This window comes from Micromonospora sp. I033 (genome assembly GCF_053890995.1).
Genome location: NZ_JBSSLX010000097.1, coordinates 1 through 19659 on the forward strand (window position 1 = coordinate 1; position 19659 = coordinate 19659).

At 75.6% G+C, this 19659-nt stretch carries 22 protein-coding genes; 10 read left to right on the forward strand and 12 right to left on the reverse strand.

Annotated features, from left to right (window positions below):
• Window positions 1-93 precede the first annotated feature (93 nt).
• Window positions 94-1119, reverse strand: coding sequence for a DUF5937 family protein (locus tag ACW0Q9_RS17435; protein ID WP_456182532.1), 1026 nt, complete (start codon window positions 1117-1119; stop codon window positions 94-96).
• Window positions 1120-1221: 102 nt separating this feature from the next.
• Here ACW0Q9_RS17435 and ACW0Q9_RS17440 point away from each other — a divergent pair, with 102 nt between their 5' ends.
• The 3 genes from ACW0Q9_RS17440 (at window position 1222) to ACW0Q9_RS17450 (ending at window position 4071) form a co-directional block, all read left to right on the forward strand.
• Entirely contained in the window at window positions 1222-1803 is a 582-nt protein-coding gene (locus ACW0Q9_RS17440) for a dihydrofolate reductase family protein (protein ID WP_456182534.1), read from the forward strand.
• A gap of 10 nt (window positions 1804-1813) precedes the next feature.
• On the forward strand, window positions 1814-2896 hold the full coding sequence (locus tag ACW0Q9_RS17445) for a questin oxidase family protein (protein ID WP_456182536.1): 1083 nt from the start codon (window positions 1814-1816) through the stop codon (window positions 2894-2896).
• 113 nt (window positions 2897-3009) lie between these two features.
• Window positions 3010-4071 carry an NAD-dependent epimerase/dehydratase family protein gene (locus tag ACW0Q9_RS17450; protein ID WP_456182538.1) on the forward strand — a complete coding sequence of 354 codons (1062 nt, stop codon included), beginning with the start codon at window positions 3010-3012 and terminating at the stop codon, window positions 4069-4071.
• A gap of 141 nt (window positions 4072-4212) precedes the next feature.
• Here ACW0Q9_RS17450 and ACW0Q9_RS17455 read toward each other — a convergent pair whose 3' ends face one another.
• Entirely contained in the window at window positions 4213-5691 is a 1479-nt protein-coding gene (locus ACW0Q9_RS17455) for a hypothetical protein (protein ID WP_456182540.1), read from the reverse strand.
• A 145-nt stretch (window positions 5692-5836) separates the two neighbouring features.
• On the opposite strand from ACW0Q9_RS17455, the gene ACW0Q9_RS17460 reads away from it, so the two are divergent.
• From ACW0Q9_RS17460 to ACW0Q9_RS17475, 4 genes are all read left to right on the forward strand, one after another.
• A complete protein-coding gene (locus ACW0Q9_RS17460) occupies window positions 5837-6511 on the forward strand; it encodes a glycosyltransferase family 2 protein (protein WP_456182542.1) in 675 nt (224 codons plus the stop codon).
• Window positions 6508-7194, forward strand: coding sequence for a TIGR04282 family arsenosugar biosynthesis glycosyltransferase (locus ACW0Q9_RS17465; protein WP_456182544.1), 687 nt, complete (start codon window positions 6508-6510; stop codon window positions 7192-7194). Before ACW0Q9_RS17460 ends, ACW0Q9_RS17465 begins: the two co-directional genes overlap by 4 nt.
• Complete coding sequence (locus ACW0Q9_RS17470; protein WP_456182546.1) at window positions 7191-7820, forward strand: class I SAM-dependent methyltransferase; 630 nt, start codon at window positions 7191-7193, stop codon at window positions 7818-7820. Before ACW0Q9_RS17465 ends, ACW0Q9_RS17470 begins: the two co-directional genes overlap by 4 nt.
• 108 nt (window positions 7821-7928) lie before the next feature.
• A complete protein-coding gene (locus ACW0Q9_RS17475) occupies window positions 7929-8828 on the forward strand; it encodes a GNAT family N-acetyltransferase (protein ID WP_456182548.1) in 900 nt (299 codons plus the stop codon).
• Window positions 8829-8860: 32 nt separating this feature from the next.
• On the opposite strand, the gene sigJ is transcribed toward ACW0Q9_RS17475, so the two are convergent.
• Window positions 8861-9739: an RNA polymerase sigma factor SigJ gene (sigJ, locus tag ACW0Q9_RS17480; RefSeq protein ID WP_456182550.1), complete on the reverse strand. Its 879-nt coding sequence runs from the start codon at window positions 9737-9739 to the stop codon at window positions 8861-8863.
• A gap of 154 nt (window positions 9740-9893) precedes the next feature.
• On the opposite strand from sigJ, the gene ACW0Q9_RS17485 reads away from it, so the two are divergent.
• Complete coding sequence (locus tag ACW0Q9_RS17485) at window positions 9894-10730, forward strand: SDR family oxidoreductase (protein ID WP_456182552.1); 837 nt, start codon at window positions 9894-9896, stop codon at window positions 10728-10730.
• On the opposite strand, the gene ACW0Q9_RS17490 is transcribed toward ACW0Q9_RS17485, so the two are convergent.
• Window positions 10696-11325, reverse strand: coding sequence for a M23 family metallopeptidase (locus ACW0Q9_RS17490; protein WP_456182554.1), 630 nt, complete (start codon window positions 11323-11325; stop codon window positions 10696-10698). The two genes, ACW0Q9_RS17485 and ACW0Q9_RS17490, sit on opposite strands and share 35 nt — an antisense overlap.
• A 52-nt stretch (window positions 11326-11377) precedes the next feature.
• Entirely contained in the window at window positions 11378-11584 is a 207-nt protein-coding gene (locus tag ACW0Q9_RS17495) for a hypothetical protein (RefSeq protein WP_456182556.1), read from the reverse strand.
• On the opposite strand from ACW0Q9_RS17495, the gene ACW0Q9_RS17500 reads away from it, so the two are divergent.
• Complete coding sequence (locus tag ACW0Q9_RS17500) at window positions 11567-11995, forward strand: NUDIX domain-containing protein (RefSeq protein ID WP_456182558.1); 429 nt, start codon at window positions 11567-11569, stop codon at window positions 11993-11995. The two genes, ACW0Q9_RS17495 and ACW0Q9_RS17500, sit on opposite strands and share 18 nt — an antisense overlap.
• A gap of 213 nt (window positions 11996-12208) precedes the next feature.
• On the opposite strand, the gene ACW0Q9_RS17505 is transcribed toward ACW0Q9_RS17500, so the two are convergent.
• The 6 genes from ACW0Q9_RS17505 to ACW0Q9_RS17530 form a co-directional block, all read right to left on the reverse strand.
• Window positions 12209-13111: an inositol monophosphatase family protein gene (locus ACW0Q9_RS17505; RefSeq protein WP_456182560.1), complete on the reverse strand. Its 903-nt coding sequence runs from the start codon at window positions 13109-13111 to the stop codon at window positions 12209-12211.
• A 15-nt stretch (window positions 13112-13126) separates the two neighbouring features.
• A complete protein-coding gene (locus ACW0Q9_RS17510) occupies window positions 13127-13780 on the reverse strand; it encodes a hypothetical protein (protein ID WP_456182562.1) in 654 nt (217 codons plus the stop codon).
• Entirely contained in the window at window positions 13777-14778 is a 1002-nt protein-coding gene (locus ACW0Q9_RS17515; protein WP_456182564.1) for a hypothetical protein, read from the reverse strand. Before ACW0Q9_RS17515 ends, ACW0Q9_RS17510 begins: the two co-directional genes overlap by 4 nt.
• Before the next feature lie 55 nt (window positions 14779-14833).
• Complete coding sequence (locus ACW0Q9_RS17520) at window positions 14834-15625, reverse strand: class I SAM-dependent methyltransferase (protein WP_456182566.1); 792 nt, start codon at window positions 15623-15625, stop codon at window positions 14834-14836.
• A 139-nt stretch (window positions 15626-15764) separates the two neighbouring features.
• On the reverse strand, window positions 15765-16730 hold the full coding sequence (locus ACW0Q9_RS17525; protein WP_456182568.1) for a TolB family protein: 966 nt from the start codon (window positions 16728-16730) through the stop codon (window positions 15765-15767).
• Window positions 16731-16916: 186 nt separating this feature from the next.
• On the reverse strand, window positions 16917-17876 hold the full coding sequence (locus tag ACW0Q9_RS17530; RefSeq protein WP_456182570.1) for a TolB family protein: 960 nt from the start codon (window positions 17874-17876) through the stop codon (window positions 16917-16919).
• Between the two features lie 138 nt (window positions 17877-18014).
• Here ACW0Q9_RS17530 and ACW0Q9_RS17535 point away from each other — a divergent pair, with 138 nt between their 5' ends.
• Complete coding sequence (locus tag ACW0Q9_RS17535) at window positions 18015-18608, forward strand: HD domain-containing protein (RefSeq protein WP_456182572.1); 594 nt, start codon at window positions 18015-18017, stop codon at window positions 18606-18608.
• 9 nt (window positions 18609-18617) lie between these two features.
• Here the strand turns inward: ACW0Q9_RS17535 and ACW0Q9_RS17540 are convergent.
• A partial coding sequence (locus ACW0Q9_RS17540; RefSeq protein ID WP_456182574.1) for a DUF5937 family protein occupies window positions 18618-19659 on the reverse strand: 1042 nt, incomplete at its 5' end.

A 19659-nucleotide genomic window follows, 5' to 3' on the forward strand; every position in this document is an offset into this window, starting at 1 on the left:
CCGCCGGTCGGCCGGGTTTGCCGCATTACCGAACGCTTACCGCGCCGACCCGCCAACGGACAGCCCACGTGACGCCGCCGCGCGGAAGGCGGCTCAGGCGTCGAGCTGCCGGCCCGCCCCGCTGAGCAGCCGGTCGCCGAGGTCGGTCCGCGAGTAGAGCACCTGCCGGCCCGCCCGGCGCGCGCTGAGCAGCCCGGCGGCGCGCAGCGCCTGGAGGTGCACGCTGAGCGTCGGCGCGGAGAGCGCCATCTGGGTGGCGGCCTGGCTGGTCGACATCGGCAGGTCCAGCTGGGCCAGCAGGGCGGCCCGGGTCTGCCCGAGGACGCCGGCGAGCGCCGAGCCGGTCGGCGCGGGGTGCTCCGCCCAGAGCCGGCCGAGGCCGCGCGGTGAGTAGGAGACGCTCGGGGACTCGGGGTGGGCGGTCCGCACCAGCACGTCGGGCCAGGCGAAGGCGCACGGCACGAGAAGCAGGCCGCGCCCGCCGCAGTCGGCGTGACCCTCGTAGTACTTGACGATGCTCAGCGTCTGGTCGGCGAACGTGACCGACGGGTGCAGGTTGCTCATCATCCGGTCGACCCCGCCGTCGGCCAGGGCGTCGAGTCGGTAGGCGATGTCGTCGTGCAGCAACGCGTCGATCCGGGACCAGTCCGGGGCGATCGCGACCCGGTGGTACGCCTCCAGCGCCCGCGTCACCGGGCCGATGCCCGCGTCCGGCCGGTCGACCAGCGCCTGGAGCAGGGCTCGCCGCCCCTCGCGGCCGGGCCCCTGCTGGGCGACCCGGTGGGCGGCCAGATGCGCCAACTCCTTCGCCACCGTCTCCGGATCGGCGTCGGCGACCTGGGCCAGCGCGTCCGCGAAGGTCGACGACCGGCGACCCGGGGGCGGCAGCAGGAAGTCGGGGAGGTAACCCGCCGGACGCACCAGCGCCCGCAGCAGGTCGAGGTCGTGCTCGCGCAGCCGGCCCGCCCGCTCGGCGAACCGGTCGATCCAGGGCCGGTGCAGGTGCGGCCCCTGCCGGCCGGCGGCGAGCGCGCGCAGGCTGGCGACGGTCTCCGTGAGGGGCGAGGCGGCGAAGCGCACGCGGGCCAGGTCCGTCGCCGTGAAATGCAGGTGGATCACGCGGCCAGCCCTTCCGATTAGGCCAGAGCCTAATCGTGGCCGGGCGTCCGGCACCACCGGAGACTGAGCACAGCCCACCGGACCACGGAAAGGACACCGACAATGCGCACGCTGATCTACACCGCCTTCGTCTCCCTGGACGGCGTCGTCGACTCTCCCGGCGGCGGCACCCCGTCCGAGGCGCACCGCAGCGGGGGCTGGACCTACCGGGACATCGAGTTCGTGCCCGAGGCGTACGAGCTCAAGGGGCGGGAGACCGCGGAGGCCACCGCGCTGATGTTCGGCCGGGCCAGCTACGAGGCGTTCTCGCCGCTGTGGCCGGACATGGCGGACTTCGCCGCCCTGAAGGACCTGCCGAAGTACGTCGTCTCGACCACCCTGGACCAGGCGGCCCTCGTCGACAACTGGGGTGACATCACGATCCTGCGCTCCCTCGAGGACGTCGCGCGGCTGAAGGAGGCCGACGGCGGCCCCATCGTCATCCACGGCAGCGCCACCCTCGCCCGCAACCTCTCCGACGCCGGCCTGATCGACCGCTACCACCTGCTGGTCTTCCCGGTGCTGCTCGGCGCCGGCAAGCGGATGTTCAGCGACACCGACAAGGCGAAGCAGATGCTGAAGGTCGTCGAGTCCGAGACCTACGCCAACGGCATCACGAAGCTCGTCTACGACGTGGTCCGCTGAGGTGGCCGCCATGACCGGGAATCCGATGACCGAGACCCTGCCCGCGGCCTACGAACGGCTGCACGCGTACGGGCCGGAGTTCGGCGGCGACGAGGAGGGCAACCACGGGTTGACCAACCACGGCCCGATGGCCGTCGAGGTGATGGTCCGGCGCGGGCTCGACGTCGACGTCGAGGGCTGGCTCGACCGCTACGTGCACCGCCTGGCGGAGCTGCCCGGCACGAGCGAGGCCATCCGGCCCGGCGAGTGGCGCGCGGCGCTGGGTCGGGCGCGACGGCTGCCCGACTGGACCGCGTACTTCCGGCACGAGCTGACCGAGCGTCCGTGGCGGGAGTTGCTCGCCGAGTGGTGGCCACGGCTGCTGCCGGGCATCCTGGCCGGCTCGACCCACGGCGTGATCCGGGTCGGTCACGCGGTGCGTACCCTGCGCGGCACCGCCGGCGTCCCGGCCCGGCAGACCCTCGACGAGCTGGCCCACGGGCTGGCGTTCTGGGCGGCGCGCCACCGCGCGCTCGCCGGGGTGGTCGCGCCGGAGGGCACCCTCGCCCCGCACCGGGCCCTGTCCGCCGTCACCCGGCTCACGGACCAGAGCGGCTTCGTCGCCCACCGGCTCGACCGGCTCGAACGCAGCCCGGGCTGGACCGCGAGCCTGCGCGCGCTGGAACCCGCCGCGTCCGCCGAGGAGGTCCCGGCACGGCTGGAGTCGCTCGTCGACAGCGCCGCCCGCGCGTACCTCGGGCTCGGCCACGGCTCGCCGGTCCTGCTGGTCCACGCCGCCACCGCGCCCAACGCCGTGCGGCACGTGCTCCCGGTCCTGCCGACCGGACAGTGGCTGCCGAGCCTCGCGGCGGCCTGGGCGGCCGTGGCGGCGGTCGTCGCGCCCTACGCCCCGGCCCGGCCCGCCCCGACCGCGGAGATCGCCCGGCGCTGGCCCGGACTGACCCGCGAGGACGCGCTCCAGCGGGCGGCCGAGCACGGCGACGAGCACGTCCTGAAGTTCGCCGACACGGTCGTCGAGTCGTACGACCGCACCGGCGACCCCGAGCTGCTCACCGCGACCCGGTACGTCGGCGAGCTGATCGACCGCCCGTGACGGCGACGCGGTGCCGTCGGCCTTCGAGGGCCCGGTTACCGGGCTCTTACGGACCGCTGACGTCCACCGGGAACCGCCCGCCCCGGGGCGGATGGTGTCCTAGCGTGGGCCGCATGCGCGTACTGGTCACCGGCGCCGCCGGATTCATCGGATCGCAGATCGCCGACCTGCTGGTCGCCGAGGGGCACGAGCCGGTCTGCCTGGACGCGCTGCTACCGCAGGCGCACGGCGGGACGCTGCCGGAGTGGTCCCGCCGGCACGCCCCGGTGATCGGCGACGTCCGCGACGCGGAGCTGCTGGACCGGCTGCTGCCCGGGGTGGACGCGGTCTGCCACCAGGCGGCGATGGTGGGGCACGGGCTGGACCCGTCCGACGCCCCGGACTACGCCGGCCACAACGACCTCGGCACGGCCGTGCTGCTCGCCGCGATGCACCGGGCCGGGGTGTCCCGCCTGGTGCTGGCCAGCTCGATGGTGGTCTACGGGGAGGGGCGCTACACGTGCGCCCGGCACGGCGTGGTCCGCCCCGCCCCGCGTCGGGCCGCCGACCTGGCCGCCGGCCGGTACGACCCGACCTGCCCGCGCTGCGGCGGCACCCTCGACCCGGCCCTGGTGCCGGAGGACGCCCCGCTGGAGCCGCGCAGCACCTACGCGGCCAGCAAGCTCGCCCAGGAGCACTACGCCGCCGCCTGGGCCCGCCAGACCGGGGGCGGGGTGTGGGCGCTGCGGTACCACAACGTCTACGGCCCCCGGATGCCCCGCGATACCCCGTACGCCGGGGTCGCCTCGCTCTTCCGCTCGGCCCTGGCCCACGGGCGGCCGCCCTTGGTGTACGAGGACGGCCGGCAGCGCCGCGACTTCGTGCACGTCACCGACGTGGCCCGGGCCAACCTGCTGGCGCTCACCGCGCCCACTCCGGACGGTCTGGTCCCGGTGAACGTCTGCTCCGGCGAGCCGCACACCGTCGGTGACCTGGCGGCCGCCCTGGCCCACGCCATGGGCGGGCCCGCGCCGGAGGTGGTCGGCGGCGCGCGGGCGGCCGACGTCCGGCACGTGGTGGCCGACCCCGCCCGGGCCCGCGACCTGCTCGGCTACACCGCCCGGGTCGGCTTCGTCGACGGCGTGACCGCCTTCGCCACCGACCCCCTGCGCGAACCCGCCGCCCTGGTCGGCTGACCCGCCTCTCCCCCCGTCGATCATGAGGTTGGCGGTGCGATCCACCCGATTTGTCACCGCCAACCTCATGATCGACGCGGGGTGCCTGGGGACCTTGGACAGTTCGGTGTTCGGACGGGACGTCAGGGCGCCAGGATCTGGTCAGGAGACCGTGAACAGCAGGTGGTTGACGGCGAGCGCGGTGAGCGCCTGGGCGGCCAGCCACCGGCGGCGGGTCGGCACGGGCAGGTGGGCCACGGCGACCAGCAGCCAGACCACGAACGGCAGCCAGATCCGCTCCACCTCGGCCTTGCTCATCCCGGACAGGTCGGCGGCGGCCACCGCCAGCGCCGCCGCGGCCGGCAGCAGCACGGTCGGCCCGAGCGCGGTCACCCACCCGTGGCCGTCGCCGGCGGTCCCGGTCAGCCACGCGACCGCCCGCCCGTGGTCGCCCCGCCGCCCGGCCGCACGCCAGCCCGGGCGGGCGGCGAGCCCGGCGCGGCGCAGCGCCGGCCCGAGCACCGGGCGGGCGACGAGCACGGCGCGGCGCAGCGCCGGCCCGAGCACCGGGCCGGCGGAGAGCAGCAGCGCCGCCAGGTTGGCCCAGACCCAGTAGCCGTACGGGCGGTCGGCCGCCCAGCCCTGGTAGTAGCGCTCGACCACCCGGTCGTACCCCTCCCACCAGCGGAAGCCGGCCAGCACGAACAGCGCCGTGACGGTGACGACGCCGGTCGTCGCGGCGAGCAGCGCGGCCCGTCGGCGGGTCCGGCGCAGCGCCAGCACGGCCACGGCGAGCGCCCCGACCAGCACGAACCCGTACGACAGGTGCAGCGCGAAGCCGAGCAGCAGCCCGCCGGCCAGCGCGGCGGCCGGCCCGCGTACCGCCAGCAGGGCCAGCCCGGCGGCGACCACTCCGGTGAACACCGCGTCGCCGGAGGCACCCAGCCAGACCGCGCCGGGCAGCAGCACCAGGAACGGCAGCACGGCCCGGGCCGCGTCGGCGGCGCCCAGCGCGCGCAGGGTGACCGGGACCGAGACCGCGGCGGTCGCGCCGACCAGCACGCAGCAGAGCGCGGCGGCCGCGCCCCCGCCCAGTCCGATCCGGTCCAGCCAGACGAAGACCAGCAGCGCGCCCGGCGGGTGCCCGGCGGTGTGGGTGGACCAGGAGTCGGGCTGGAAGTCGAGGATCCGGTCGGTGAAGCCGGCCAGCATCCGGGGGATGTCGGCGACGCCGGGCACCTCGTGCAGGTACTCCGCCTGCACGGTGAGCCGCCGCGCCAACCCGGCCGACCAGCCGTCCACCAGGGCCAGCGACAGGGTCCAGGCGACCGCGGCCAGCCAGCCGGCGGCCAGCAGCGGGCCCCACCGGGCGGTCCGCGCCCAGCGCAGCCCCGGCCCGAGCACGACCAGCGCGACCAGCACGGCCAGCGGGGTTCCCCAACCGGCGTGCGGCCGCCAGGTGGCGTAGAGCGGCGCGGCGTCCGCGTGCAGCCCCGCGCCGCGCCGGTTGAGCACCAGCCCGACCGCGACGGCGGCGACCAGCAGCACCGCCTCGACGGCCAGCGCGACCAGGTCGCCCCGGCGCCCGGGGGCGGTCCGGCGCGGGCCGGGAACGCGGGGCAGGGTGGCTGCGGATCTCATGACGACCGGACGGTACGGCCCGCCGGGGCTGCGGACGGGCGGATCCGCCGGCACGTCACCGGATGGTAAGAAATGCCTGCTCGGTAAGGGTTCCGTAAGCACGATCGGGGCCTGGCGGGGCGCGGACCGGCCTAGCGTCGGCGGCATGCCGACACAGATCGACGTGGTGCTGCCGTGCCTGGACGAGGCCGCCGCCCTGCCCGGCGTGCTGACCGCGCTGCCGCCCGGCTACCGGGCGATCGTCGTGGACAACGGGTCCCGGGACGGCTCGCCGGAGGTCGCCGCCCGGCACGGCGCGCGGGTGGTGCGGGAGCCCCGCCGCGGTTACGGGGCGGCCGTGCACGCCGGCCTCGAACACGCCGAGACCGAGCTGGTCTGTGTGCTGGACGCCGACGGCTCCTTCGATCCGGGCGAGCTGCCGGCCCTGGTCGCCCCGGTGGCGGCCGGCGCCGCCGACCTGGCGGTGGGCCGGCGGCGGCCGGTGTCCGCCGGGGCCTGGCCGTGGCACGCCCGGGCCGGCACGGCGCTGGTCGCCGCGCTGCTGCGGCAACGCGGGGTGCCGCTGCGGGACCTCAGCCCGATCCGGGTGGCGCGGCGGGACGCCCTGCTCGCCCTCGGCGTCACCGACCGGGCCTTCGGCTACCCGCTCGAACTGATGATCCGGGCCGCCGCGGCCGGCTGGCGGATCCACGAACGGGACGTCCGCTACGCCCCGCGCGCCGCCGGCACCCGGTCCAAGGTCTCCGGCTCGGTCCGCGGCACGGCTCGCGCCACCCGGGACTTCCTGGCCGTGCTGCGCAGCGTGGACGGCCCGCGATGACCGTCCTGCTGGTGGTGGCCAAGGCGCCCGTGGCCGGGGCGGTGAAGACCCGGCTCTGCCCGCCCGCCGAACCCACGCAGGCGGCCCGGATCGCCGCCGCCGCGCTGCGCGACACCCTCGACGCCGTCGCCGCCACCCCCGGGGTCGTCCCGGTGCTGGCGCTGTCCGGACGGTTCGCCGACGCCGAGGACGGGCCGGACCTCGCCGCCGCGGTCGCCGGCTGGCCGGTGCTGCCCCAGCGCGGCGAGGACCTCGCCGACCGGCTCGCGCACGCGCACGCCGACGTGGCCGCCGCGTACCCGGGGCAGCCGGTGCTCCAGATTGGCATGGACACCCCGCAGCTCACCGCCGCGCGGCTGGCCGCCGCCGTACGCCGGCTCGGGGAAGCGGCGACCGATGCGGTGCTCGGCCCGGCCGCGGACGGCGGCTGGTGGGCGCTGGGCCTGCGCGACCCCGGGCAGGCGACGGCGCTGCGCGGGGTGCCGATGTCCACCCCCGACACCGGGCGGCGCACCCGGGCCGCGCTGGACGGGCGCGGCCTGCGGACCGCGACGCTGCCGGTGCTGCGCGACGTGGACGACTGGAGCGACGCGCTCGCGGTGACCCGCCTGGTCCCCACCGGCCGGTTCGCCCGGGAGGTCGCCGCCGTGCGGCGGGCCCGGCCGGTCGGGGGCCGGCGGTGACCGCCGACGGTTTCGCCACCGCGCTGCGCCACCGGGACGCCGACGCGCACTGGCTGGTGCAGGCCGACGGGACCCGCGGCCGGCTGCCGGTGGAGCGGTGGCACGGGCCGGCCGAGCCGGCGACGGCCGCGGTCGTGTCCCGCTGCGCCGGCCCGACGCTGGACCTGGGCTGCGGGCCGGGCCGGCTCACCGTGGCGCTGGCCCGGGCCGGGCTGACCACCGTGGGGATCGACGTGTCGGACCGGGCGGTGGCGCTGACCCGGGCGCGGGGCGCGGTCGCGGTCCGGGCCGACCTCTTCGATCCGCTGCCCGCCGAGGGCCGGTGGCGGCACGTGGTGCTGCTGGACGGCAACATCGGTATTGGCGGTGACCCGGTGCGGCTGCTGCGCCGGTGCCGGGAGCTGGTCCGCCCGGACGGCAGCGTCCTGGTCGAGCTGGACCCGCCCGGCAGCGGCACCTGGCAGGGCCGGGCGCAGGTGGTGTCCGGACGGCACCGGGGGCCGAGCTTCGGCTGGGCGCGGCTGGACACCCGGGCGGTGCACGAGCCGGCCGCGGCGGCCGGCCTGGTGGTCCGTGAGCTCCACCGGGCCGGCCGGCGCTGGTTCGCCGAACTGGCGGCCGGGTAGCGCGGCGGGCGCCCACCCGCCGACCACGACCCGGCGCCGCTCAGGGCGTCGACGTCGGCCCGGGAAATCCGGTACGGGTGAGGCCCGGCGGCGGACTACCGTGCGCGCATGAGCGGCGATCCGTCCCTGCACTTCCACACCGATCCCGGCGACTTCCTCGCCGCGGCCGGCGACCACCTGGCGGCGAACCCCGTGGTCGGCACGGTCGTGGCCACCGTCGCGCACCGGGCGCTGGCCCGGCGGGCCGACGGGGTCCCGCTGCCCGAGCACGACTGGTGGCTGGTGGTCCGGGACGCGTCCGGGGCGGTCGTCGGCGCCGGGATGCGGACGGCGCCCTTCGCGCCACGCCCGCCCTTCCTGCTGCCGATGCCCGACGAGGCGGCCGTGGCGCTGGCCCGGGTGTGGCACGAGCGCGGCGAGGAGGTACGCGCCGTCAACGGCGCGCTGCCCGCCGTGCGGCGGTGCGCCGCCGAGGTGACCCGGCTCGGCGGCGGCCGGGTCGAGGCCGCCCAGCACACCCGGCTGCACGAGCTCGGGGAGTTGGTCCGGCCGGCACGGGTGCCCGGCGCGTTGGTGGTCGCGACCGAGGACGACGTCGACCTGGCGGCCGAGTGGTTCGACGCCTTCATGGCCGACGCCGACGAGCAGGCGGGCCGCCCGCGCGGGGTCAGCGCGCACGAGACCCCCGACCGCGCCGAGCTGCAGCGCCGGATCCGGGGCGGACGGGTGTGGTTCTGGACCGACGAGGCGGGCCGGCGGGTGCACCTCACCGCCGCCAACCCGCCGTCGTTCGGGGTCGCCCGCGTCGGCCCGGTGTACACCCCGCCGGAGCAGCGCGGGCGGGGCTGGGCCAGCAACGCCGTCGCCGAGGTCTCCCGGCTGCTACGGGCCGAGGGCGCCCGGGTGTGCCTCTTCACCGACCAGGCCAACCCGACCTCGAACCGGATCTACGCCAACCTCGGCTACCGGCCGGTGGTCGACATGGCCAACCTGGTCATCGTTCCCTGACGCCCAGCCGTCCGGGCCGGCGGCACCCGGGATCAGTGATCGAGGTCGAGCGCGGCCAGCCGCTCGGGGTCGGCGATCACGTCGATGGCGGCGATCCGCCCGCCGGTGACGGTGAACGCCATCACCGACAGCGGCCGGCCGGCCGCGCTCACCAGGACCCCGGCGGCACCGTTGACCAGCACCGGCCGGGCGAACGGCGAGAACCGGCCGAACGTGGTGGCCTGCGCGGCCACCACCCGCGCCCCGGTGAGCACGGTGGAGTGCCGGGCCCGCGCGGTCCCGCCGTCGGAGCGCAGCACCACGTCCGGGTGCAGCACGGCGACCAGCCCGTCGAAGTCGCCCTCCCGGGCGGCGGCGAGGAACGCGGTGACCACCTCGCGCTGGCGGGCCAGGTCGGGGTCGGGCGCGGGCGCCTGGCCACGGACCCGGCGCCGGGCCCGGCTGGCGAGCTGCCGGGCGGCCGCCGGCGACCGGTCGACCAGCGCGCCGATCTCCTCGAAGGGCACGCCGAACATGTCGTGCAGCACGAAGGCGAGCCGCTCGGTCGGGGTCAGGGTGTCCAGCACCACCAGCAGCGCCAGCCCGACCGAGTCGGCCAGCACCGCGGCCTGCGCGGGATCGGCGTCCACCTCGGCGACGTCGACGACCGGGTCGGGCAGGCGTACGTCGAGGGGGTCCTCACGGCGGGTGGCACGGGCCCGCAGGGTGTTCAGGCAGACCCGGGCGACCACCGTGGTCAGCCAGGCGGCCAGGTTGTCCACCTCGGTGGCGTCGGTCCGGGCGAGCCGCAACCAGGTCTCCTGGACGGCGTCCTCGGCCTCGCTCAGCGAGCCGAGCATCCGGTACGCCACCGACCGCAACCGCGGCCGCTCCTGCTCGAACCGCTCGGCCAGCCAGGTGTCCTCGCCCATGTCCCAGTCCTTCCTCGCGGGGTCCCGGTTGACCGACCCGCGCCGGCCCGCCGGTGTGACAGGACGTGACGCCGACCACTCCGGTCACACTTCCGTTCCGCCGCGGGTCGAGCCGGTGAAGCCCGAAACCTAGCGGATCTTCCCGGAGGACGACATGAACGCACCCATCCTGGTCACCGGCGGCACCGGCACCCTCGGCCGGCTCGTCGTGCCGCTGCTGCGCGAGGCGGGCCACCCGGTGCGGGTGCTCAGCCGCCACGGCGGCCGGCCCGACGACGGCGTCACCCACGTCACCGCCGACCTGCTCACCGGCGCGGGCGTCGACCCGGCGGTACGCGGCGTCGGCACCGTGCTGCACCTGGCCGGCGGCCCCAAGGGCGACGACGTCGCCACCCGCCACCTGGTGGACGCCGCGAGGCGCGCGGACGTGCGGCACCTCGTGTACATCTCGGTGGTCGGCGCGGACCGGGTGCCACTGGCCTGGCTGCGCTCCAAGCTGGACGCCGAGCGGGCGGTCGCCGGGTCGGGTCTCCCGTGGACGACGGTGCGCGCCGCCCAGTTCCACGACCTGGTCCTGACCATGGTGGCGAAGATGGCGAAGCTGCCCGTGGTTCCGGTCCCCGGCGGGCTGCGGCTGCAACCGGTCGACGCCCGGGACGTGGCGGCCCGGATGGCCGAGCTGACGCTGGGCGCGCCGGCCGGCCTGGTGCCCGACCTGGCCGGCCCGCGGATCTACGGCTTGGACGAGCTGGTCACCGGCTACCTGACCGCGGTCGGCCGGCGGCGGCCGCGGCTGCCGGTCCGGTTGCCCGGCAAGGCCGGTCGGGCGTACCGGAACGGGGACAACCTGGCCCGCCCCGGCGCCACCCTCGGCGTCCGCACCTGGGAGGCGTTCCTGGCCGAGCGACTGCGCACGCGGCGTCGGAACGCCCCGCCGGCCGGCCCTCGGCGCGCGCCTAGGGCCGCCCGGCCGGGCAGTTGTTGCTGGTGAGCGTGACGCTGTACTCGCGGTCGTCGTGGGTGATGCCCGACGGTGCACCGTCGAACCAGGTCTCGACCTTCTCCCAGCCCCGGTGCTGCTCGTAGTGCAGGTGCGGCGCGCCGGAGTTTCCGGTGCTGCCCACCCGCCCGAGCTGCTCGCCACGGGCGACCCGCTGCCCGGCGCGGACCAGCGGCGGTTCGAGCAGGTGCAGGTACTGGGTCTCCCACTTGCCGCCGTGGTCGATCTTCACCCAGTACCCGCCGCCACGGCCGCGGGGGCCCTTCGGGTTGTCCGGGGTACGCCCACCGAGTGACCCGTTGATCCCCGCCACGGTGACCGTGCCGGCGTAGGAGGCGAGCACCGGCCGGCCCCACGCCTCGCCCGCGGTGGGGAACAGGTCGATGTCGTAGTCGTCGTGGCCGGGGTAGGTGCCCAGTCGCCAGCGCTCACCGCACGGCACGGGCAGCTGGAACAGCGGCCGCGGGCCCGGCGGCCGCAGCAGCGGTACGACGACGGCGAGCACGGCCGCGACGGCGCCGAGCACGAGAAGAACGCGAATGGTACGGCGGCCGATGCGGCGTCTGGGTGGCTGACCGGTCGTCATCCCGCCGAGCATGGCAGGCACCGGCAAGGCTGCGGCGGGCAGCGGGACAGCGTCACCCGGTCAGCCGACGATGACCGGGGCGCAGCCGCACCTTCGGCCGCTCGTTGCGCAGGTGCCGGTGCAGGTGTTGCCGGACCTGCTCGTTCCAGACCTCGTGGTCGTTGTCCGTGCTGTCCGCGGACAACGGGCGGACGAGATACCAGCCGTGGCGACCCCAGGCGTGGCCGCCGGCGCCCTCTTCGTGACCGACGACGATCACGTGCTCCTCGTCCGTCCCACCTACAAGCAGCACTGGGACATTCCCGGCGGGTACGTCGAGCCGGGCGAGTCACCGCACGCTGCTTGCCGCCGTGAGGTGCGGGAGGAACTCGGCCTGGACCTCCCTGTCGGCCCGATGCTGCTCGTGGACTGGGCGCCCGCTGAGCGCGAAGGTGACAAGCTTCTGTTCATCTTCGACGGAGGCCGGCTCACCGCCGAGGACGAACAAACCATCACATTCCCGGACGGGGAACTGGCCGAGTGCCGCTACGTCGCGCTCGACGGCATGGCAGTCCACGTGCCGGCACGTCTCAATCGCCGGCTGCGCGCCGCCGTCGTGGCGAAACGTCAGGGCGGAGTCACCTACGCCGAGCACAGCACCCCGGTTCCCGACGTCGACGATCACGGCTGAAGGCGCTGCCCAGCCGAGGGGCCCTGGCCCCGGTGCGCCGCCGACAGCCCGGGTGGAACTCCGCGCGGACCTGCCGCAGGCGTTGGCGAGCCTGGTCGAGCCGGACCAACTGCTGGACGGGGTGCCGGGAGTGCGGGTGCGGCGCGGACGCTGGTGGGCCGAACTCGGCGACGCCTCGCCCCGGTTCCAGCCCGGATTACGACGGCTGAGCGCTCACCAGCCCACGGTGCTGAGGCTGATCGGGGTGAGCTGGCGGACCTGCGGCTCGATCCACTGTGCCGCGGTGACCAGCTTCACCAGCCGGTCGATGGTCTCCGGCGGGCCGGCCACGAAACTGCGCCGGTCCGCCGGGCAGCCGTACCGGTCGTCGAAGCAGCCGCCGTCGAGGGCCCGGACCACCATGCCGGCCTCGGCGGCGAGCAGCATCCCGGCCGGCAGGTCGACCGCCTCGGGGCGGTAGCCGACGATGCCGTCGATGTCGCCTCGGGCCAGCATCACCCAGGACAGCAGCGGCGCCCACAGTTGCAGCACCCGCCGGGCGGTGGTGTCGAGCACCACCTTGAGCGCGCGGGCCGTGCTGTCGTCGCGGGCCACCCCGTGCCCCTGGGTCCAGGCCAGCACCGGCGCGGTCGGCACCGGGCGGTGGGGCGCGTGCAGCGGGCGGCTGGCCGGACCGGACTCGTGCACGAAGGCGCCGCGGCCGCGCACGGCCGACCAGGTGCGCCCGGCGACCGGGTCGTGCACCACGCCGACCACCGGCGAGCCGCGGTCGCAGAGGGCGATCCCGACCACGTACGCGGGCAGCCCGATGGCCACGTTGTTGGTGCCGTCGAGCGGGTCGACCAGCCAGGCCCAGGAGGTGTCGGCGGCGTACTCGCCGCCCTCCTCGGCGATCACCCCGTGCTCCGGCCAGCGGGCCCGGATCCGGTCGACGATCAGCCGTTCGGCGGCCAGGTCGAGGTCGGTGACCAGGTCACCGGAGTCGTTCTTGGCCCGGGCGTGCAACTCCCCCCGGGTGCCCCGGCGGAGCAGCCGGCCGGCCGCCTGGGCCGCCTCCACCGCGAACCGGTGCGCGTCGCGCAGGTCGGGCCCGCCTCTGTTCGGCTCCACGTCCATGGCTCCTCCAGCCAGTCAGCCCCGTGCCACCAGTCGCGCGATCTCCCGCGCCATCCGTGCCGTCTCCGCCGGGTCGCAGCGGTCCCGGCGTACCCGGTGGCTGCGCCCGTCCACCGCGCCGAGGCTCAGGTCGCACACGCCGGGGGTGCTCCGGCCGAGCGCCACGGTCACCGCCGGCTCACCGGCGTCGACCTCCGAGGTGTGGAAGCCGCCGGCGCGCAGCGCGTACGAGTCGCCGGCGGAGTGCGTCTCCACGGTGGCGGTCACCGCGGTGACCAGCCGGTCGGTGGCCGCCATCTCGTCCACGTCGCCCCGGCTGTGCACCTCGTAGATCCGCCAGGACGGGTCGGCGGTCGCGTCGGTGACCTCGATCAGCTCGTTGCGGACCGTGCCGTGCAGCACGTGGCTGAGCAGGTCCCAGCTGTGCGAGTGCATGGTCGAGGTGGTCGGCCGCACCGGCGGCGGGTCGGCCGGCCAGGCGTGTACGCAGATCCCGTCCGGGCCGGTGCGGTCCACCGGCAGGCAGGTGAAACCGAGCGGATGCCGGACGGCCAGCAGTGGCCGCCGCCCCTCGGCGACGTCGTCGAGGACGTCGAGCACCCAGCCGCGCAGCAGCTCCGGCCGGGCGCCCCGGTCGATCTCCCGTTCGAGGTCGGCGTAGCTCATCATGTGTACGGGTTCCTCGCCTGGATGGCCCGGCTCACGATGTCGGCGACCTCGCGGTCGCCGAAGGAGCGGGGAAGCGTCAGCCCGAGGGTGGCGAACAGCCGGCGGACCTGCTCCACCGAGGGCTCGTCGTCGAGCTTCACCGGCGCGGCGGCCTCGATGGGCACCCGCCGGCTCTGCTCGCGGCTGTACTGCAACTCGATGTTGAACCGGTTGTAGTAGAGCTCCTTGCGGTCGATCCGCAGCGCCGGGGTCTGCGGGTTCTCCTGCGTGATGATCACGCAGGACGAGGAGAGGTCGTAGCGGAAGGTGGTCATCTGCGCGGAGAGCCGGACCTCGACGGTGAGCAGCCCGGAGCGTTGCAGGTGCCAGCAGGCGGCCAGCACGGTGGCGTACGACTCCTTGCGGGTGCGGTCGACGGTCCACCGCTCCCCCGGCGCGTCCGGGTCGAGGCTGCGCCGGAACCGCGCGTAGCGCTCGCAGACGTCCTCGTCGGTCGGGTCGATGATCTCGATGGCGAAGCTCAGCGTGGCGTTGCGCCGGCGGGCGTACTCCAGGCACTCCGGCAGGGTGACCGCCCGGGTGAAGGTGCCGGTGCCGCCCTTGAAGGTCCACCGGTCGGTGTGCCGGCGGGCCTCGGCGAGAGCCTGCCCGACCTCGCTGCCGTGCAGCACCCGGACCATCGAGACGCTGTCGATCGCCTCGCGGGCCCGGTTCAGCGCGCCCTCCGGGCCGGTGATCTCGTGCATCTGCGGGACCAGCTCGGTGAGCCGGTCGCGGGTGTCCCGCATGACCTCCCGCACCTCCTGCTGGGCGGTCTCCCGGCGCAGCCGGTCGCGCAGCACGGCCTGGGCGAGCACCGCCAGGACCAGCAGGATGGCGCTGTTGACCACGTCCTGGCTGACCGTGTTGGTCAGGCCGAGGACGGCCACGGTCACGGCGAGCAGCAGGCCGATGAACGCGTCGAGATTGTTGACGACCCAGGTCAACAGGCGCGCCATGACATCCCCCGGTCGACGACGGAACCTCCATGATAGCCCTTTGTCAATATCACCATCACGCCCTGTTCGGGTGCCCGGCATCCCTCGGTGACGGTGCCTGCGCCGTCCGCCGGGCGGCGCAGATCAGCGAGCCGCCGAGCCCCGGCGCGACCCGGGCCAGCAGCCGGGAAGCGACCCAGCGTCCACCGGGGAGCCGCCAACCGACCTCGTTGGACCGGATCGCCACCGGCGCGAACCCGGCCCGGCACAGGACCCGCCGCAGCAGCGACGCGGTGAACGGCCGGATGTGCAGCCAGAGGTAGGGGTGCAGCGGGTCCACCTGGCGGGGCGCCCGGCCGGCGAGGAAGGCCAACCGGTCCTGCGCGGGCGCCAGGTTGGGGGTGGTCAGCACCAGCAGGCCGCCCGGGGCGAGGACCCGGTGGCACTCGCGCAGCAGCGCGAGCGGGTCGTAGACGTGCTCGATCAGCTCTCCGGTGAGCAGGCCGGCGAAGCTGCCGGCGCGGAACGGCAGGCCACGCGTGGCGTCCAGGCAGACCGGCAGGGCCGCGCCGGCGGCGGCCCGCCGGGCCGCGCCCAGCGCGGTCTCGGCCATGTCGGCCACCACGAGCGGGCCGGGCAGCGCCGCCGGGTCGAGCATGCTGCGCGGGCCGCAACCCAACTCCAGCACGGGCCGTCCCGCGGGCACGCCGTCGACCATGAGCCGGGCCGCGACCGCCCGGCGGATCCGGTGGTACGGGTCGTCGACGTACCCGTTGACCAGCGCGCCGTCGTGGTAGCTGCGCCGGTTGGCGCGGCGGCCGTGCGCCTGCGCGCTGCCCGACGAGGTCCCGGTCGGCGGCTCGGCCATCGCACCCTCCACTGCGGTCGTCGCCGCGGCGGCGGCGCCCGCCTCCCAGCCTCGCACCGCTCCCCGCCGGCGGCACGGAAATCCACCCCGGGTACGCCGACGCGGCGGCCGGGTGCCGGCCGCCGCATCGCGTGTCGGGTCAGATGGCGCGGGCCCAGTCGAGCCGGCTGCTGTCGTCGTACTCGTCGCCGGGGATCCACCAGGGCTCGCCGAAGCCGCTGGTCGAGACGATGATGTTGCCGCCGTCCGGGGCCTCGTTGGCCGGCGGGATCGACAGGGCGGCGCAGTAGCGCCCGTCGGGCGAGAACACCGGGGACTGGTAGTACCGGGTCTCGTCGGTGAGCCGCTTGAGGCCGGTGCCGTCGATCCGCACCGAGCCGAGCGCCTGCCCGCCGAGCACCTCGGTGTCGCGGGTCCAGCGGTTGGTGCAGAACACCACCCGCTCGGAGTTGGGCATGAAGACCGGCCCGTGGAAGAGCTCACCGGCCGCCTCGGGGGTGTAGATCGGCCGTACCTTGCCGGTGGCCAGCTCCAGCGTGCGCAGCTGCGGCCCCTCCGAGCGGCTGAGCCAGCGCATGACGATCATGGAGCCGTCCCGGGACCAGTTCGGGGACGACATGGCGTGCCCCTGGACGAGCACCCGCTTCGCGGCCGTGGCCACGTCGACCGCGACCAGCGTGTCGTTCCCGATGGTCAGGGCGATCTGCGTGCCGTCCGGCGACCAGGTCGGGGCGCCGTAGACGACACCGAACGGGTCGGCGAGCAGCGTCCGGACCCCGCCGGTGACCCGGTCGAACAGCCTCACGTAGGGCTCGAGGCTGCCGTCGCCCGACCGGGCGTTGTTGATCCAGGCCACGTAGCGCCCGTCGGGCGACGTGGTGGCCTGGTCGCCGTCGGCGAGCAGCTGCTGCGGCGTGGTGCGGCCGGGGTTGACCTGGAGCACGCCCCAGCCGACGCTGACCAGCCACGGCCCGTTGACCACCTCGGTCGACTCCGCCGCGGCGGCGGGCGCCGCGGCGCTCAGCCCACCGGCCAGTCCGGTCGCCGCGGCCGCACCGGTGAGCGCGGCGGTGCGGAGCAGGTTCCGGCGATTCATTACGGTCATGGACACCCCCGTGATAGACGTCGCTCCACCTTCCTGAAGGGATGATCGGGAGGACATCGGACGAGCAGGCGGTCCTCGTCGGCCGCTCGGTCAGCGCGCATCGGCCCCCGCCGGCAGCACGATGATCCGCCCCCGGACACGCCGACGCGGCGGCCGGATGTCCGGCCGCCGCGTCGCGGGTCGTGCTCAGATCGCGCGGGCCCAGTCCACCCGCATGCTGTCGTCGTACTCGTCGCCCGGGATCCACCACTGCTCGCCGAAGCCGCTGGTCGAGACGATGATGTTGCCGCCGTCCGGGGCCTCGTTTGTCGGCGGCACCGACAGCGCGGCGCAGTAGCGGCCGTCGGGCGAGAACACCGGCGACAGGTACATCCGCGGCTCGTCGGTGAGCTGCTTGAGGCCGGTGCCGTCGATCCGCACCGACGCGAGCGAGTCCTCACCGAGCGGCAGGTCGACGTCGCGGTACCAGCGGTTGGTGCAGAAAACCACCCGCTCGGAGTTGGGCATGAAGACCGGCCAGCCGAACCGCTCACCCTCCTCGGGCTGGTAGACCCGCCGCACCCGGCCGGTGGCGAGCTCCAGCATGCGCAGCTGGCTGCCCTCCGAGCGGCTGACCCACTGCATGACGATCATGGAGCCGTCGCGGGACCAGTTGGGGCGGTACATCGTGTGCCCCTGGACGAGCACCCGCCGCGCGCCGGTGGCCACGTTCACCGCGACAAGCGTGTCGCGGTTGACGACCAGGGCGACCTCCGTGCCGTCCGGGGACCAGGTCGGCCACTCGTAGTTGACGCCGAACGGATCGCTGATCACCTTCCGGACCTCGCCGGTCACCCGGTCGAACAGCGACAGGCTCGACCCGGTCTCGCCCTCGTAGCGCAGGTTGTTCACGGCCACGTACCGCCCGTCCGGCGAGGTGGTGGCGTCGTAGGCGTGGGTCAGCAGCACCTGCGGCGTGGTGTGGCCCGGGTTGATCTGGAGCAGCCCCGCGCTGCCGGTGACGAGCCACGGCCCGTTGACCACCTCGGTGGTCTCCGCAGCGGCGGCGGAGGCCGTCGCGGCCAGGCCGCCGGCCAGCCCGGTCGCCGTGGCCGCCCCGGCCAGCGCGGCGGCCCGCAGCAGGGCACGGCGATTCAACTCAGTCATGAAAACACCCCCGTGATAGACGTCGCTCCGCCCTCCTGAACGGACTATCAGGAGGGCATCGGACGAGCAGCCGGTCCACCGTCGGCCACTCGGTCAGCCCGGACGGTGACCGGCCCGGCGGCCGGTACCCTCGCCCCGGTGACCTCCGACGCGCTACGCCGCGCCCTCACCGATCCGGGCGACCCGCCGCTGCCACCCCTGCCCGGCGTGGCCGCCGAACTGCTCACCGCCCTCCAGGCGCCGCCCCGGCTCGCCGCGCACCTGCGGCTCGTGCACGACGTCGCCCGGCAGCTCACCGCCGCGTTCGCCGCACGCTTCCCCCTGGTGCCGTTCGACCGGCAGGCGGTGCTGTTCGGGGCGGCCATCCACGACCTGGGCAAGGTCGAGCACCCCGGGGAGTTGTCCGGGCCCGGCTCGGCGCACGAGGAGGCGGGCTACCACCTGCTGCTGCGCTTCGGCGTCCCCGAGGAGCGGGCCCGCTTCGCCGTCACCCACGCCGCCTGGCACGCGCCGGGCGTGCAGCTGGAGGACCTGCTGGTCAGCCTCGCCGACAAGGTGTGGAAGGGCAAGCGCGTGACCGACCTGGAGGAACTGGTGGTCGACCGGCTGGCCGACATCACCGGCCAGCCGCGCTGGCAGGCCTTCCTGGACCTCGACGACATGCTCGCCGGGCTGGCCGCCGACGCGGACCGCCGGCTCGCCTTCCAGGCCGAGCATCCGGTGCACGGCTGACCCCCGGCCTCAGCCGTCGGCCGGCTCGGGCGACCCGGCGCCGGCCAGCAGCGCCTCCGCCGAGCTGGTCCGGGCGTACAGCAGGAACCGCCCGGCCCGGTGGGTGCCGACCAGGCCGGCGTCGCGCAGCGCGGTCAGGTGGTGGGAGACCGTGCCGGCGCTGAGGCCGCACCGCCGGGCCAGCTCGGTGGTGGCGGCCGGCACGGCGAGTTCGTGCAGCAGGCTGGCCCGGGTACGCCCCAGCACCCGGGCGAGCGCCGCGCTGGCCGGGGCGGCGCTGCGCTCCCAGAGGGTCCCGACCGCGCGGGCCGGATAGCGCAGGAGAGGCTGCGAGGCTCGCTCGGACAGGTTGGACCAGACCCGCGCGCCGCCGAAGACCGACGGGACCAGCAGCAGGCCCCGCCCGCCCAGGTCGACCGTCCCGGCGCGGGTCAGGTGGTCGACGTGCAACGTCCCGTCGTCCCACGAGACGTACGGGTCGATCCGGTTGAGCAGGCCGCGCACGCCGTCGGTCGCCATCCGCCCCGCGCCGACGAGCACCTCGCGTTCCAGCAGGGTCCGCATCCGGGGCCAGTACGGGGCGATCGCCACCTCGACGTAGGCGGCGATCACCTGCGCGAGGTGGGCCAGCCCGGCCGGCGGGTCGGCGTACAGGGCGGCGAGCCGGGGCGGACGCGGCCCGGGCAGCTCGTCCAGGCCGGCCCGGACCACCTCCGGCGGGGTGGCGGCGAGCACGGCCAGTTCCCAGTCGACGGTGGGCAGGGCCGACGGTGGGGGCGGGCAGACGAAACTCGGAATCACCACGGTCGGCATCGGCACGAGGTCGGCGAGGAGCCGCCAGTCCACCGTGGACAGCCGGGGCCGCACCTGCCGGTGCCAGAGCTGGTGGGCGGGAAACCAGTCGGGGGTCCGGAGCACCCGCACGCTGGCGACCGCCTCCCACAGCGGCGAGATCGCGAACCGGATCCCGGCCAGGTCCCGCACCCCCACGGCGACGCTCAGCACCCGCACCTCCCGACGGATTCGACCTGGCTCAAACTTATCGACCGCG